General features: G+C 42.1%; 12 protein-coding genes. All 12 read left to right on the forward strand.

The genetic code is table 11. The features are described 5' to 3' along the window. The first annotated feature begins 4 nt into the window (after positions 1-4). The 12 genes from der (at position 5) to B7696_RS01510 (ending at position 16,501) form a co-directional block, all read left to right on the forward strand. Entirely contained in the window at positions 5-1,315 is a 1,311-nt protein-coding gene (der, locus tag B7696_RS01455) for a ribosome biogenesis GTPase Der (protein WP_001207701.1), read from the forward strand. An 83-nt stretch (positions 1,316-1,398) separates the two neighbouring features. Then, entirely contained in the window at positions 1,399-1,737 is a 339-nt protein-coding gene (locus B7696_RS10495; RefSeq protein ID WP_084861742.1) for a hypothetical protein, read from the forward strand. 33 nt (positions 1,738-1,770) lie between these two features. After that, positions 1,771-2,058, forward strand: coding sequence for a hypothetical protein (locus B7696_RS01465; protein ID WP_050251535.1), 288 nt, complete (start codon positions 1,771-1,773; stop codon positions 2,056-2,058). A gap of 145 nt (positions 2,059-2,203) precedes the next feature. Further along, a complete protein-coding gene (secA, locus tag B7696_RS01470; RefSeq protein WP_004258556.1) occupies positions 2,204-4,717 on the forward strand; it encodes a preprotein translocase subunit SecA in 2,514 nt (837 codons plus the stop codon). 80 nt (positions 4,718-4,797) lie between these two features. Next, on the forward strand, positions 4,798-5,829 hold the full coding sequence (locus B7696_RS01475) for a 3-deoxy-7-phosphoheptulonate synthase (RefSeq protein ID WP_084861744.1): 1,032 nt from the start codon (positions 4,798-4,800) through the stop codon (positions 5,827-5,829). Position 5,830: 1 nt separating this feature from the next. Next, the gene (locus B7696_RS01480) at positions 5,831-6,862 is read left to right on the forward strand and encodes a 3-deoxy-7-phosphoheptulonate synthase (RefSeq protein ID WP_000864041.1); all 1,032 of its coding nucleotides are present in this window, start codon (positions 5,831-5,833) and stop codon (positions 6,860-6,862) included. Between the two features lie 44 nt (positions 6,863-6,906). Next, on the forward strand, positions 6,907-7,269 hold the full coding sequence (gene acpS / locus B7696_RS01485; protein ID WP_084861745.1) for a holo-ACP synthase: 363 nt from the start codon (positions 6,907-6,909) through the stop codon (positions 7,267-7,269). Further along, positions 7,259-8,362, forward strand: a complete 1,104-nt coding sequence (gene alr / locus B7696_RS01490; protein WP_084861747.1) for an alanine racemase — start codon at positions 7,259-7,261, stop codon at positions 8,360-8,362. Before acpS ends, alr begins: the two co-directional genes overlap by 11 nt. Positions 8,363-8,380: 18 nt before the next feature. After that, positions 8,381-10,396 carry an ATP-dependent DNA helicase RecG gene (recG, locus tag B7696_RS01495; protein WP_084861749.1) on the forward strand — a complete coding sequence of 672 codons (2,016 nt, stop codon included), beginning with the start codon at positions 8,381-8,383 and terminating at the stop codon, positions 10,394-10,396. A gap of 320 nt (positions 10,397-10,716) precedes the next feature. Next, positions 10,717-11,697, forward strand: a complete 981-nt coding sequence (locus B7696_RS01500) for an acetylxylan esterase (protein ID WP_084861751.1) — start codon at positions 10,717-10,719, stop codon at positions 11,695-11,697. Between the two features lie 329 nt (positions 11,698-12,026). After that, positions 12,027-15,548: an SIALI-17 repeat-containing surface protein gene (locus B7696_RS01505; RefSeq protein ID WP_084861753.1), complete on the forward strand. Its 3,522-nt coding sequence runs from the start codon at positions 12,027-12,029 to the stop codon at positions 15,546-15,548. A 254-nt stretch (positions 15,549-15,802) separates the two neighbouring features. Continuing rightward, complete coding sequence (locus B7696_RS01510) at positions 15,803-16,501, forward strand: N-acetylmannosamine-6-phosphate 2-epimerase (RefSeq protein ID WP_001135679.1); 699 nt, start codon at positions 15,803-15,805, stop codon at positions 16,499-16,501. Positions 16,502-16,558 lie beyond the last annotated feature (57 nt).

Genomic DNA, 16,558 nt, shown 5'->3' on the forward strand with positions numbered 1-16,558 from the left:
AATTATGGCCCTACCAACTATTGCCATTGTAGGACGTCCCAATGTTGGGAAATCAACCCTATTTAATCGGATCGCTGGTGAGCGAATCTCCATTGTAGAAGATGTCGAAGGAGTGACACGTGACCGTATCTATGCAACGGGTGAGTGGCTCAATCGTTCCTTTAGCATGATTGATACAGGAGGAATCGATGATGTCGATGCTCCTTTCATGGAACAAATCAAGCACCAGGCAGAAATTGCTATGGAAGAAGCCGATGTTATCGTCTTTGTCGTGTCTGGTAAGGAAGGAATTACCGATGCGGATGAATACGTAGCTCGTAAGCTTTATAAGACCCACAAACCAGTTATCCTCGCGGTTAACAAGGTGGACAACCCTGAGATGCGAAATGATATCTATGATTTCTATGCTCTTGGTTTGGGTGAACCATTGCCTATCTCATCTGTCCATGGTATCGGTACAGGAGATGTGCTAGATGCCATCGTAGAAAATCTTCCAAATGAATATGAAGAAGAAAATCCAGATGTGATTAAGTTTAGCTTGATTGGTCGTCCTAACGTTGGAAAATCAAGCTTGATTAACGCTATTTTGGGAGAAGACCGTGTCATTGCCAGTCCTGTTGCTGGAACAACTCGTGACGCCATTGACACCCACTTTACAGATACAGATGGCCAAGAGTTTACCATGATTGATACGGCTGGTATGCGTAAATCTGGTAAGGTTTATGAAAATACTGAGAAATACTCTGTTATGCGTGCCATGCGAGCTATTGACCGGTCAGATGTGGTCTTGATGGTCATCAATGCGGAAGAGGGCATCCGTGAATACGACAAGCGTATCGCAGGATTTGCCCATGAAGCTGGTAAAGGAATGATTATCGTGGTCAACAAGTGGGATACTCTTGAAAAAGACAACCATACTATGAAAAGCTGGGAAGAAGATATCCGTGAGCAGTTCCAATACCTGCCTTACGCACCGATTATCTTTGTATCAGCTTTGACCAAGCAACGCCTCCACAAACTTCCTGAGATGATTAAGCAAATCAGTGAAAGTCAAAATACACGTATTCCATCAGCTGTCTTGAACGATGTGATCATGGATGCTATTGCCATTAACCCAACACCGACAGACAAAGGAAAACGTCTTAAGATTTTCTATGCGACTCAAGTGGCAACTAAACCACCAACCTTTGTTATCTTTGTCAATGAAGAAGAACTTATGCACTTTTCTTACCTGCGTTTCTTGGAAAATCAAATCCGCAAGGCCTTTGTCTTTGAGGGAACTCCAATCCATCTCATCGCAAGAAAACGCAAATAAAAAAGTAGAATCTGGAATGACATTTCCAGATTTTTTTGATAGAATGAAGGTGAAGAAAACGCTAACAAAGAGAGGTGTCGATAATGAAACTGTCGTTTAATCAATTGATACTCTTATTTCCTTGTTTTTACTTTTTCTATTGGATAGACAATGCTGATAGAAACAGTAAGTTTTTCCCCATCATCTACTATTTCTACTGGATTTATTTTTCCCTTTTAGCTCTGTTTAGTCTGGATCTGACAATTTTTTCATTCTTATTTTTCCCTATTGTTCTCAAACATGAATCAGATATGAGTGCTTGGGGTGTTTGGTTGCTGTTGATAGTCCTATCCCTAGGAAGTGACTGGCTAGACTACATCTTTTTCAAAAAAATGTTTCGCTTGAGACGGGAACTAGGGAAGTCTAAAGGCGGAAGATATTGATTTATATCGGTTTCTATTTATAGGAGGTAGCTTATGGCACATCTAAAATCATTTATTACACGCTATTCTAAGGTCTATATTGGTTTAGTTCTGTTGATCTGGATTGCTTTCTTCTTTCTTCCTTGGGGCAGTCCGATTCTGGGGGGAAAGATTGACCTCTTCAGCATACAGAAAGTCTTGCTAGTTTTTGGTATTCTGTCTATTTTGATGGCCTTGCTGTCCAAGAAAGTCAGTCTCTTTGTTTTTGGATTGATCTGCTGTTTTTCTCTTTGGATTAATCTATTTATCCTATTTGCCATTTTGCCGATTTTTGGCAATTAAAGTATCATAAAAGTCAGAGAGGTTAGCTTGGAAACTAGCCTCTTTTTCCTTTTCAAAATGGGGATTCTTCCTTGAAAATAATCAGTAATTGTGCTAAAATTAAAAGAACATTCTAAAATATTCGGAATTTAAAGTAAGGAAAAACATGGCTAATATTTTAAAAACAATTATCGAAAATGATAAAGGAGAAATCCGTCGTCTGGAAAAGATGGCTGACAAAGTTTTCAAATATGAAGACCAAATGGCTGCTTTGACTGACGACCAACTAAAAGCAAAAACAGTTGAATTTAAAGAACGTTATCAAAATGGAGAATCACTGGATTCACTGCTTTATGAAGCATTTGCGGTTGTCCGTGAGGGTGCCAAACGTGTCCTAGGCCTCTTCCCATATAAGGTTCAGGTCATGGGGGGAATCGTTCTTCACCATGGTGACGTGCCTGAAATGCGTACAGGGGAAGGGAAAACCTTGACTGCGACCATGCCCGTATACCTCAATGCCCTTTCCGGTAAAGGGGTCCACGTAGTTACAGTCAATGAATACCTATCAGAACGTGACGCGACTGAGATGGGTGAATTGTACTCTTGGCTTGGTTTGTCAGTAGGAATCAACTTGGCTGCCAAATCTCCAATGGAGAAAAAAGAAGCCTATGAGTGTGATATTACCTACTCAACCAACTCAGAAATCGGATTTGACTACCTTCGTGATAACATGGTCGTCCGTGCTGAAAACATGGTACAACGTCCGCTTAACTATGCCTTGGTCGATGAGGTTGACTCAATCTTGATTGATGAGGCCCGTACACCTTTGATCGTATCAGGTGCTAACGCAGTTGAAACCAGTCAGTTGTATCACATGGCAGACCACTATGTGAAATCTTTGGATAAAGACGACTACATCATCGATGTGCAGTCTAAGACTATTGGTTTGTCTGATTCAGGGATTGACAAGGCTGAAAGCTACTTCAAACTTGACAATCTCTATGACATCGAAAACGTAGCTCTGACTCACTTTATCGATAACGCCCTTCGTGCCAACTACATCATGCTTCTCGATATTGACTATGTGGTGAGCGAAGAGCAAGAAATCTTGATCGTTGACCAATTTACAGGTCGTACCATGGAAGGTCGTCGTTATTCTGATGGATTGCACCAAGCCATTGAAGCTAAAGAAGGTGTGCCAATTCAGGATGAAACCAAGACATCTGCCTCAATCACTTACCAAAACCTTTTCCGTATGTACAAGAAATTGTCTGGTATGACAGGTACAGGTAAGACTGAGGAAGAAGAATTCCGTGAAATCTACAACATTCGTGTTATTCCAATCCCAACAAACCGTCCTGTTCAACGTATTGACCACTCAGACCTTCTTTATGCAAGTATCGAGGCTAAGTTTAAGGCGGTTGTCGAAGACGTTAAGGCTCGTTACCAAAAAGGTCAGCCTGTCTTGGTTGGTACAGTAGCGGTTGAAACTAGTGACTACATTTCTAAGAAATTAGTCGCAGCTGGCGTTCCTCACGAAGTCTTAAATGCCAAAAACCACTATAAAGAAGCCCAAATCATCATGAATGCTGGTCAACGTGGTGCTGTTACTATCGCAACCAACATGGCCGGTCGTGGTACCGACATCAAGCTTGGTGAAGGAGTTCGCGAATTGGGTGGACTTTGTGTGATTGGTACAGAACGTCATGAAAGCCGTCGTATCGATAACCAGCTTCGTGGACGTTCAGGTCGTCAAGGAGACCCAGGTGAGTCACAATTCTACCTATCTCTTGAAGATGATTTGATGAAACGTTTTGGTTCTGAACGCTTGAAGGGAATCTTTGAACGTCTCAACATGTCTGAAGAGGCCATTGAGTCTCGTATGTTGACACGTCAGGTTGAAGCAGCGCAAAAACGTGTCGAAGGAAATAACTACGATACCCGTAAACAAGTCCTTCAATACGATGACGTCATGCGTGAACAACGTGAGATTATCTATGCTCAACGTTACGATGTCATCACTGCAGATCGTGACTTGGCACCTGAAATTCAGGCTATGATTAAACGCACGATTGGTCGTGTCGTTGATGGTCATGCGCGTGCCAAACAAGATGAAAAACTCGAAGCAATTTTGAACTTTGCTAAGTACAACTTGCTTCCAGAAGATTCTATCACGATGGAAGACTTGTCTGGCTTGTCTGATAAGGCCATTAAGGAAGAACTCTTCCAACGTGCCTTACAAGTTTACGATAGTCAGGTTTCAAAATTACGCGATGAAGAAGCAGTCAAAGAATTCCAAAAAGTCTTGATTCTACGAGTGGTAGATAACAAGTGGACAGATCATATCGATGCCCTCGATCAATTGCGTAACGCGGTTGGACTTCGTGGATATGCTCAGAACAACCCTGTTGTTGAGTATCAGGCAGAAGGTTTCCGTATGTTTAATGACATGATTGGTTCGATTGAGTTTGATGTGACACGCTTGATGATGAAAGCACAAATTCATGAACAAGAAAGACCACAAGCAGAACACCATATCAGTACAACAGCGACTCGTAATATCGCTGCCCACCAAGCAAATATACCAGAAGATTTGGATTTGAGCCAGATTGGACGGAATGAACTTTGCCCATGTGGTTCTGGTAAGAAGTTTAAAAACTGTCACGGTAAAAGACAATAAAATGAGATAGTTTAGAGGCGGATACCTTGTGAAAAGTAAATTTTTACTTGGTATCCGTTTGATTTATAAGGAGATGAGTTATGGTATTTACAGCAAAAAGTCCTAAAATTAATATTGAAGAAGTTCGTGCCTTGTCAAAATTAGAAGGCCAAGCTTTGGAGAGAAAATCACAGCGCGATAAAGAGCTAGAAGCCATTATACGTGGAGAAGACCAGCGGATTCTCTTGGTAATCGGGCCATGCTCATCTGACAATGAAGAAGCTGTTCTTGAGTACGCTAAGCGTTTGGCAGCTTTGCAAGAAGAAGTGGCAGATCGTATCTTTATGGTTATGCGTGTTTATACTGCCAAACCTCGTACCAACGGAGATGGCTATAAGGGCTTGATTCACCAGCCTAATGTGACAGAAGCGCCTAGTCTTATCAATGGAATCAAAGCCGTTCGCCATCTTCATTATCGTGTTATCACAGAAACAGGTATGACAACAGCTGATGAAATGCTTTATCCTGAAAATCTTCCGCTTGTAGATGATTTGATTTCTTACATGGCGGTTGGTGCCCGTTCAGTTGAAGACCAGCAACACCGCTTTGTGGCAAGTGGGGCAGATTTCGCAACTGGTTTTAAAAATCCGACATCTGGAAATCTCAATGTTATGTTTAATGGGATTTATGCTGCTCAAAACAAACAAAGTTTCCTTTTCCTAGGAAAAGAAGTGGAAACAACTGGGAACCCGCTTTCGCACGCCATTCTTCGTGGAGCAATCAATGAATATGGTAAGAATATTCCTAACTACTACTATGATAATTTGATGGATACTATTGCTCAATATGAGAAAATGGGCTTGGAAAATCCTTTTATCATTGTGGACACCAATCATGACAATTCTGGTAAGCAATATATGGATCAGATTCGAATTGTCCGCCAGACCTTGATTAACCGTGATTGGAATGAAAAAATCAAGCAGTACGTTCGTGGCTTTATGATTGAGTCTTATCTAGAAGACGGCCGTCAGAACGAACCGGAAGTATTTGGCAAGTCTATCACGGACCCTTGCCTTGGCTGGGAAAACACGGAAGTCCTTGTCAGAGAAATTTACCAAACGCTAGGAGAATAAGATGGCATTTATTGAAAAAGGTCAAGAAATCGATATTGAAGCAATCAAGGCAGAAACCCAATTGTCTGCGGAAGCCTTGCGACTAAAGGAGCGTCGTGATAGAGAATTGGCAGACATCATTTCAGGAGAAGATGACCGGATCCTTTTGGTGATTGGTCCTTGCTCTTCTGATAATGAAGAGGCTGTCTTGGAATATGCCCGCCGTTTATCCGCTTTGCAAAAGAAGGTGGCGGACAAGATTTTCATGGTTATGCGTGTTTATACAGCTAAACCTCGCACTAACGGAGACGGCTATAAAGGTTTGGTTCACCAACCGGATACTTCTAAGGCTCCAAGTCTGATCAATGGCTTGCAGGCTGTGCGCCAGTTGCACTATCGTGTGATTACAGAGACTGGTTTGACAACGGCAGATGAGATGCTTTATCCGTCAAATCTGGTATTGGTAGATGATTTGGTCAGCTACCATGCTGTTGGGGCTCGTTCTGTGGAAGACCAAGAGCACCGCTTTGTGGCTTCAGGAATTGATGCACCAGTCGGAATGAAAAATCCAACCTCTGGAAATCTTGGTGTTATGTTTAATGGCATCTATGCCGCTCAAAATAAACAGACCTTCCTTTTCCATGGGCAAGAAGTTGAGACTTCAGGAAATCCCTTGGCTCACGTCATCCTTCGTGGTGCAGTCAATGAGTATGGGAAAAATGAGCCTAACTTTTACTATGAAACCTTGCTAAATGCCATTGAACGCTATGAAGCCATGGGACTTGAAAATCCCTTTATCCTCATCGATACCAACCATGATAACTCAGGAAAGCAATATATGGAGCAGATTCGAATTGTTCGTCAGACCTTGCAAAATCGTGATTGGAATGAGAAAATCAAAAAGACGGTTAGAGGATTTATGATTGAATCTTACCTAGCAGATGGTCGTCAAAACCAACCAGAGGTCTTTGGTTGCTCTATTACGGATCCTTGCTTGGGTTGGGAAAATACAGAGGCCTTGGTAGAAGAGATTTATGCTACCTTGACAAAATAAGTGAAAAGGATGGAGTTGGGGAATCTCAACTCCTTTTGATGAGAATGATAGTTGGACACGGAATTGATATCGAAGAATTGGCTTCGATAGAACGCGCAGTTACACGACATGAAGGATTTGCTAAGCGCGTGCTGACCGCTAATGAAATGGAACGGTTTAACAGTCTTAAAGGGCGCAGGCAAATCGAATATTTGGCAGGTCGCTGGTCGGCTAAGGAGGCCTTTTCCAAGGCGATGGGAACGGGCATTGGCAAGCTCGGTTTTCAGGATTTGGAAGTCTTGAACAATGAACGCGGGGCGCCTTATTTTAGTCAGGCACCATTTTTAGGGAAGATTTGGCTGTCTATCAGCCATACAGATCAGTTTGTGACAGCCAGTGTCATTTTGGAGGAAAATCATGAAAGCTAGTCCACATAGACCAACCAAGGCTCTGATTCATCTGGGAGCTATTCGACAAAATATTCAGCAAATGGGGGCTCATATCCCTGAAGGAACGCTCAAGTGGGCTGTGGTCAAGGCCAATGCCTATGGTCATGGAGCTGTTGCCGTTGCGACGGCTATTCAAGATGATGTAGATGGTTTTTGCGTTTCCAATATTGATGAGGCTATTGAACTCAGACAGGCTGGACTCAGCAAGAAAATCCTCATTTTAGGAGTTTCTGACATCGAAGCTGTTGCTCTAGCTAAAGAATACGACATCACCTTGACTGTGGCTGGACTGGAGTGGATTCAAGCACTCTTATCTAGTGAGGAAAACCTAGCAGGTTTAACAGTCCATCTCAAGATTGACTCAGGAATGGGACGAATTGGTTTTCGAGAGGCTAGTGAAGCTGGGCAGGCTCAAGACTTGCTCCAACAACACGGTGCTCGTGTTGAAGGAATATTTACCCACTTTGCTACTGCTGACGAGGAATCAGATGACTACTTTAATGCCCAGTTAGAACGGTTTAAAACTATTTTGGAAAGTATGAAAGGTCTTCCAGACTTGGTTCATGCTAGCAATTCTGCAACGACTCTTTGGCATGCAGAGACTATTTTCAATGCGGTCCGTATGGGAGATGCTATGTATGGTCTTAACCCTAGCGGAGAGGTTTTGGACTTACCCTATGACTTGATTCCAGCCTTGACCTTGGAGTCTGCTCTGGTCCATGTCAAGACAGTTTCAACTGGAGCTTGTATGGGCTACGGAGCTACCTATCAGGCAGATAGCGAGCAAGTCATCGCGACTGTGCCAATCGGCTATGCGGATGGTTGGACACGAGATATGCAGAATTTCTCTGTCTTGGTAGATGGCCAAGCTTGCCCAATAGTCGGGCGGGTTTCTATGGACCAAATTACCATTCGTCTACCTAAGCTTTATCCCTTAGGAACAAAGGTAACCTTAATTGGTTCTAACGGGGACAAGGAAATTACAGCTACTCAGGTAGCGACCTACCGTGGGACTATTAACTACGAGGTCGTTTGTCTCCTCAGCGATCGCATTCCGAGAGAATATTATTAGAAAAGAAAGGAGTGGAGCATGAATCTACATCAACCCTTGCATGTCTTACCTGGTGTGGGACCAAAGTCAGCAGAAAAATACGCCAAACTAGGAATTGAAAACTTGCAAGACCTCTTGCTCTACTTTCCTTTCCGTTACGAAGACTTTAAAACCAAGCAGGTGCTGGAGCTAGAAGACGGTGAGAAGGCGGTTCTTTCTGGTCAAGTCGTGACTCCTGCCAGTGTTCAGTATTATGGTTTCAAGCGCAATCGCTTGCGTTTTAGCCTCAAGCAGGGAGAAGTCGTTTTCGCAGTGAATTTCTTTAACCAGCCCTATCTGGCTGATAAAATAGAGTTGGGAGCAACCCTTGCTGTCTTTGGAAAATGGGACCGTGCAAAGGCTAGTCTGACTGGAATGAAGGTCCTGGCTCAGGTGGAAGATGACCTCCAGCCTGTTTATCGCTTGGCTCAGGGAATCAGTCAGGCCAGTCTGGTCAAGGTCATCAAGACGGCTTTTGATCAGGGACTGGATCTCTTGATTGAGGAAAATCTTCCCCAGTCTTTGCTGGACAAATACAAACTCATGTCCCGTTGTCAGGCAGTCCGAGCTATGCATTTTCCAAAGGATTTGGCAGAATACAAGCAGGCCCTTCGCCGTATCAAGTTTGAGGAACTTTTTTACTTCCAAATGCAATTGCAGATGCTCAAGTCTGAAAATAGAGTTCAGGGAAGCGGTCTGGTTCTGGATTGGTCTCAGGAAAAAGTGACAGCTGTCAAAGAAAGCCTTCCTTTTGCCCTGACCCCAGCTCAGGAAAAGAGTTTGCAGGAAATTTTGACCGACATGAAGTCCAATCACCACATGAATCGTCTCCTACAAGGAGATGTGGGGAGCGGAAAAACGGTAGTCGCTGGTTTGGCTATGTTTGCGGCAGTGACAGCTGGCTACCAATCAGCCCTCATGGTACCAACAGAAATTCTCGCAGAGCAACATTTTGAGAGTTTACAGAACCTTTTTCCAGACTTGAAACTGGCTCTTTTGACAGGTTCCTTGAAAGCTGCAGAAAAGAGAGAAGTCTTGGAGACTATTGCCAAGGGTGATGCTGATTTGATTATCGGAACCCACGCTCTGATTCAGGATGGGGTGGATTATAATCGCCTGGGTTTGATTATCATCGATGAGCAGCACCGTTTTGGTGTGGGGCAAAGGCGTATTCTAAGGGAAAAAGGCGACAATCCAGATGTTCTCATGATGACAGCGACTCCTATTCCACGGACGCTGGCTATCACAGCCTTTGGCGATATGGATGTTTCCATTATCGACCAGATGCCAGCAGGACGGAAACCTATTGTGACACGCTGGATCAAACATGAGCAATTACCTCAGGTCTTGACTTGGTTAGAGGGGGAAATTAAAAAAGGTTCACAAGCCTATGTTATCTCTCCTTTGATTGAAGAATCAGAAGCTCTGGATTTGAAAAATGCCATTGCCTTATCAGAGGAATTGACGGCTCATTTTGCTGGTAAGGCAGAGGTGGCTCTTCTACATGGTAAGATGAAGAGTGACGAAAAAGACCAGATTATGCAGGAGTTCAAAGAGAGAAAAACGGATATTCTGGTTTCGACGACGGTTATCGAGGTTGGGGTCAATGTTCCCAATGCGACCGTTATGATTATCATGGATGCCGATCGGTTCGGGCTCAGCCAACTTCACCAGCTCAGAGGTCGTGTTGGTCGGGGAGATAAGCAGTCTTATGCAGTTCTCGTTGCCAATCCCAAGACGGATTCTGGGAAAGACCGCATGCGCATCATGACAGAAACGACCAATGGATTTGTCCTTGCGGAGGAAGATTTGAAAATGCGTGGTTCTGGTGAGATTTTTGGAACTAGACAGTCAGGACTTCCAGAATTTCAAGTGGCTGATATTATCGAAGATTTTCCGATTTTAGAAGAAGCCAGAAAGGTTGCTAGCTACATTAGTTCTATAGAAGGCTGGCAAGAGGATCCAGAGTGGCGCATGATTGCCCTTCATTTGGAAAAGAAAGAACATCTAGATTAAGCTTTCTCTAAAGAAAACTTAAGCTAGCTTTCAGGTTAGCCCCTTATACTAGAGTCATCAAAAAGAAACGAGGACTCTCACATGACCGTAACGATTAAAGTAAATTACCAAACTACTGTCCAAAAGAAGGAAGCAAAAAATTAAGATTGAGCAGAAGAAGAAAGAGCGAAAATGCTCTTTTTTCATTTCTAAAACTACTTTCAGTCGATAGGTTTGAGGGAGAAAATCTAAAATCTCTTTCTATTTACTCTTCTTTCTTGCAATGCTTTTCTAGATATGCTACAGTTGTGGTAGCGATTACAAAAATGAAGGAGCATGCTATGAAAAATCCAGCTTTGTTAGAAGACATCAAGACTTATAAAGGACGGGATGAGGTTCCAGAAGACTTTGATGATTTCTGGGATGAGGAAGTGAAAAAAGTTTCCACTCTTCCAGCCTACCAGTTGGAGGAAAGAGATTTCCATATTTCTCAAGTCAAGTGCTATGAGCTCACTTTTGAAGGAAGCAAGGAAGGCAAGGTCTATGCACGCGTCGTTCTTCCAAAGAGTGATGAGAAGGTTCCGATAATCTTCCATTTCCATGGTTATATGGGGCGTGGCTTGGACTGGGCTGACATGCTAGCCTATACTGTGGCTGGTTATGGTGTTGTTTCCATGGATGTGCGGGGGCAGTCGGGTTACTCACAAGATGGTTTGCGTTCTCCTCTAGGAAATACGGTTAAGGGGCATATTATCCGTGGTGCTGTGGAAGGTCGGGATCACCTCTTTTATAAGGATGTTTATCTGGATATTTACCAGTTGGTTGAAATTATTGCTAGTCTGCCTGAGGTGGATGAGAAGCGCCTTTCTAGCTATGGTGCCTCACAGGGAGGGGCTCTAGCTCTAGTTGCAGCAGCTCTCAATCCTCGAATTAAGAAAACTGTTGCAATCTATCCTTTCTTATCAGACTTCAGACGAGTGCTTGAGATTGGCAATACTAGCGAAGCTTACGACGAACTTTTCCGTTATTTCAAGTTTCACGACCCCTTCCATGAAACTGAGGAGGAAATCATGGCGACCCTTGCCTATATCGATGTGAAAAATATTGCCCATCGTATCAAGGGTGAGGTTAAGATGATTACGGGCTTGGACGATGATGTTTGCTATCCTATTACCCAGTTTGCGATTTACAACCGTCTGACCTGCGATAAAGCCTATCGCATCATGCCTGAGTATGCTCACGAAGCCATGAATGTCTTTCTCAATGACCAAGTCTACAACTGGCTATGTGGTAGTGAGATTTCTTTTAAATATATAAAGTGATGAATGAGAGAGCCCAGTAGCTCTCTTTTTGTTATAAATATTGAAAGTACTTTTAAAAATATTAAAATATTAAAATATTACTGAAAGTAAAATCTATTCTATCGCAAGCTCGAGATAAACCTATGACTTTATTGTATAATAAAGAAAAAGTCTCTAGGAAAGGAGTGAAAGAGCTACTATTTGGACTGCAGCTAGCTAAATATTGAAAGAGAGAAGGAGAGGAACTCTCGTTTATTAATTACTTTCTTGTGTTTTCCTATGGTGGGGAGTAAAAATTTTAAAACAAAAAGAAAGCGCTTTATTTTTTGGTGATATTGAAAGGTAGAAAGATGAATCAGAAGAATTTTGACAGAAAACAAAGATATGGTATTCGTAAATTTGCAGTGGGTGTAGCCTCTGTAACCATTGGTGCAGTGGTGTTTGGAGTAAACCCTGTATTGGCAAATGAACAAGGAAACTCAACTGTAACCGCTGCTGAAAATAATAATCAAGGTTTATCAGAATTACCAAAAGAAGCTTCTTCAGGAAGTCTTGCAAATTTAGATAGTGAATTAGCTGGAAAATTGGCAACAGCGAAAGATAATGGTGTGGAAGTTGACCAGGATAAGTTGAAGAAAAATGAGACTGCTGAAGCAGAGACAACCACTCCAACAAATACACCTGCAGCTGACAATACACCAGCTCCTGCTGATAAACCAGAAACAGATTCTGCAACTACAGAAGCAAGTAACAAGGAGCAAAATAAAGAAGAAGAGGGAGTACTTCCTCGAGATTATTATGCTAGAGACATCGCAAATGCAACTCCAGTAGTAGAAAAAGAAGATGTTGAAACAAATTCGGAAAATGGTCAGCGTGTAGACCTAGCCAGTGAATTAGATACATTGAAGAAACTTCAAAATGCGACCATTCATATGGAATTCAAGCCAGATGCCAAAGCTCCAGCATTTTATAATCTATTCTCAGTGTCTAGTGATAAGAAAAAAGATGAGTACTTCACAATGGCTGTTCTCAATAATACAGCATTAATTGAGGGGCGTGATGCAAATGGAGCACAATTTTATGATAAATATACGGATGCTCCATTGAAAATTAAGCCTGGGCAGTGGAATTCGGTTACCTTTACTGTAGAAAGACCAAATGCAGACAATCCAGAAGGAAAAGTTAGACTCTATGTAAACGGTGTTTTATCGCGTACTAGCTTGAAGTCTGGTAAATTTATCAAGGATATGCCAGATATTACACATGCTCAAATTGGTGCAACAAATCGGGCAGGAAATTCAGTTTGGGGAGCAAATCTACAGGTTCGTAATTTAAGTGTCTATGACCGAGTACTGACTCCTGATGAAGTTCAAAAACGTAGCCAATTATTTGAAAGATCTGATTTGGAGCAAAAGCTACCTGAGGGAGCTAAACTTACTGAAAAACAAGATGTCTTTGAGAGTGGTATGCATAACCAACCAAATAAAGATGGCATCAAGAGTTATCGTATTCCTGCTCTTCTTAAGACAGATAAAGGCACTCTGATTGCTGGTGCAGATGAACGCCGTCTTCATTCAAGTGACTGGGGTGATATCGGCATGGTCGTTAGACGAAGTGAGGATAAGGGGAAGACATGGAGCGACCGAGTAACTATTACAAATTTACGAGACAATCCAAAAGCCTCTGATCCATCAATCGGTTCACCAGTGAACATCGATATGGTTTTGGTTCAAGATCCTGCAACAAAACGAATTTTTTCTATCTATGATATGTTCCCAGAAGGGAAAGGAATCTTTGGAATGGCTGCTCAAAGAGAAGAAGCCTATAAACAAATCGATGGCAAAACTTACCAAATTCTCTACAAAGAAGGCGAAGAAGGTTCCTATACAATACGCGAAAATGGCACAGTTTATACTCCAGATGGGAAAGCAACCGATTATCGTGTTGTTGTAAACCCAGTTAAACCAGCTTATAGCGATAAGGGTGATTTGTATCAAGGGAATCAACTATTAGGAAATATTTATTTCACAAGCAATAAAACGTCTCCATTTAGAGTTGCTAAGGATTCTTATCTATGGATGTCTTACAGTGATGATGATGGTAAGACTTGGTCAGCACCTCAAGATATTACCCCAATGGTAAAAGCTGATTGGATGAAATTCTTAGGGGTTGGGCCTGGAACAGGAATTACTCTTCATACCGGACCTCATAAAGGTCGAATCATTGTACCTACTTATACAACTAATCAGACCAACCACTTAAACGGTTCTCAATCATCTCGGGTTATCTACTCAGATGACCATGGTAAGACTTGGCATATGGGAGGTGGTGTGAACGACCATCGTACGTTGACTGATGGCACTGTGATTGACTCAAGTACCATGAGTAATTATTATGCTCAAAATACCGAGTCCTCTGTTGTACAATTAAATAATGGAGATCTCAAGCTCTTCATGCGTGGCTTGACAGGGGACCTTCAAGTTGCTACTAGTAAAGATGGTGGAGTAACTTGGGAAAATGATATAAAACGTTATGCGGATGTCAAGGATGTTTATGTTCAATTGGCTGCTATTCATACGATGCATGATGGAAAAGAGTATATTGTTCTTAGTAATGCAGGTGGACCAGGACGTTTCAACGGTTTGGTACACTTAGCCCGTGTCGAAGAAAATGGAGAGCTGACTTGGCTTAAGCATAATCCTATTCAAAGTGGTAAGTTTGCCTACAATTCTATTCAAGATCTCGGGAATAGCGAATATGGATTGCTTTATGAGCATGCAGATAACAACCAAAACGAATATACCTTGTCTTATAAGAAATTTAATTGGGATTTCTTAAGCAAGGATATGGTTTCTCCAACCGAAGCAAAAGTTACACATGCAGTTCATATGGGGCAAGGCATTATTGCCATGGAATTTGATTCAGAAGTATTGGTCAATCAAGCACCAACTTTACAACTTGCCAATGGTAAAACAGCTACTTTTATGACGCAGTATGATACGAAGACTCTATTGTTTACAGTAGATCCAGAGGATATTGGTCAAAAAGTTAAAGGCTTAGCAGAAGGAGCTATCGAAAGTATGCATAATTTGCCTGTTTCAGTAGTTGGTTCTAAAATTACTCATGGTGTAAATGGAAGCGAAGCTGCGACAAATGAAGTTCCAGAATTTACGGGTGGCGTTAATGGTGAAGAAGGAGCAGTAACTGAAGAAGCTCCTGAATACAAAGGCCCATTAGCGACAGCAGGAGAAGAAGCACCAACAGTAGAAAAACCAGAATTTACAGGTGGAGTTAATGGCGTTGAGGCTGCAGTAACTGAAGAAGCTCCTGAATATACAGGTCCATTGGCAACAGTGGGAGAAGAATCAGCACCAACAGTAGAAAAACCGGAGTTTACAGGTGGAGTGAATGGAGTAGAAGCTCTTGTAACAGAAATTCCTGAATACACAGGTCCCTTAGCAACAGTGGGAGAAGAGCCAGCACCAACAGTAGAAAAACCGGAATTCAAAGGGGGTGTAAATTCAGTTCTAGCAGCTTCAAATGAGGTTCCGGAATATAGAGGTGGTGCTAACTTTGTCTTGGCAGCTTCAAATGCTCTTCCTGAGTATAAAGGAGGTGTCAATGGAGCTGAGGCAGCAATCCATGAAGTGCCAGAGTACAAGGGAGAAACCAAACCAGTCTTAGCAGCTGCAAACGAACGTCCAGCTAAGAAGTTATCTCTTGGACAAGGTGCTACTTATCAAGCACCAGCGGCTAAACAAAATGAGCTTCCAAATACTGGAAGCAAAGAAAATACAACCTTTATTTCTCTAGGATTAGTGGCAGGTCTCTTATCTGTTTTGACATTTGGGAAGAAACGAAAAGAGGACTAGATTAGGTCTTGAATAAAATGAATTTTGCTCATCGTTAATGATAAAAGAGATGGCCCATTTGAAAGATGGCTATCTCTTTTTATCATTTTATATACTGAGCGAATTGAAAATAAGACAGTGCTGAAACTACTTTCAGAAACAGCTGTTCTATAAAATACTTTTGAAACTAAAATCTATTCTACTACAAAGTATTGAAAGCGCTTTAAAAATAATATATAATGAACTCATAAGAACAAAGAAAAGGAGGAAAGAGGATGCCACAGATTACTAAAGAAGCCTTGATTGCACAAATCAAAGATGGAATCATCGTTTCTTGTCAGGCCCTTCCTCACGAACCGCTCTATACAGAAGCGGGAGGAGTCATTCCCTTGCTGGTCAAAGCGGCTGAGCAAGGTGGAGCAGTCGGTATCCGAGCAAATAGTGTTCGCGATATCAAGGAAATCAAGGAGGTTACAAACCTTCCAATCATTGGGATAATAAAACGAGATTATCCACCGCAAGAACCCTTCATCACTGCTACTATGAAAGAAGTTGATGAATTGGCAGAACTTGATATAGAGGTCATTGCTCTGGATTGTACCAAGCGTGAACGCTATGATGGTTTGGAGATTCAAGAGTTCATTCGCCAGGTTAAGGAAAAATATCCTAACCAGCTCTTGATGGCTGATACAAGTACTTTCGAGGAAGGATTGGCAGCCGTTGAAGCAGGAATTGACTTTGTCGGAACAACCTTATCAGGATACACATCTTACAGTCCTAAAGTGGATGGTCCCGATTTTGAATTAATCAAAAAACTCTGTGATGCTGGTGTAGATGTCATTGCAGAAGGGAAAATTCATACACCAGAACAAGCCAAACAAATCCTTGGATATGGAGTGCGAGGCATCGTTGTTGGTGGCGCTATTACTAGACCAAAAGAGATTACAGAACGCTTCGTTGCTGGTCTTAAATAACACAATCTCAAAAAAGAGGAGAGTGGTGGATGCGTCGGATAAAATGAAAACGTATAC

The organism is Streptococcus mitis (genome assembly GCF_002096815.1).
GTDB classification, from domain to species: Bacteria; Bacillota; Bacilli; order Lactobacillales; family Streptococcaceae; genus Streptococcus; species Streptococcus mitis_AD.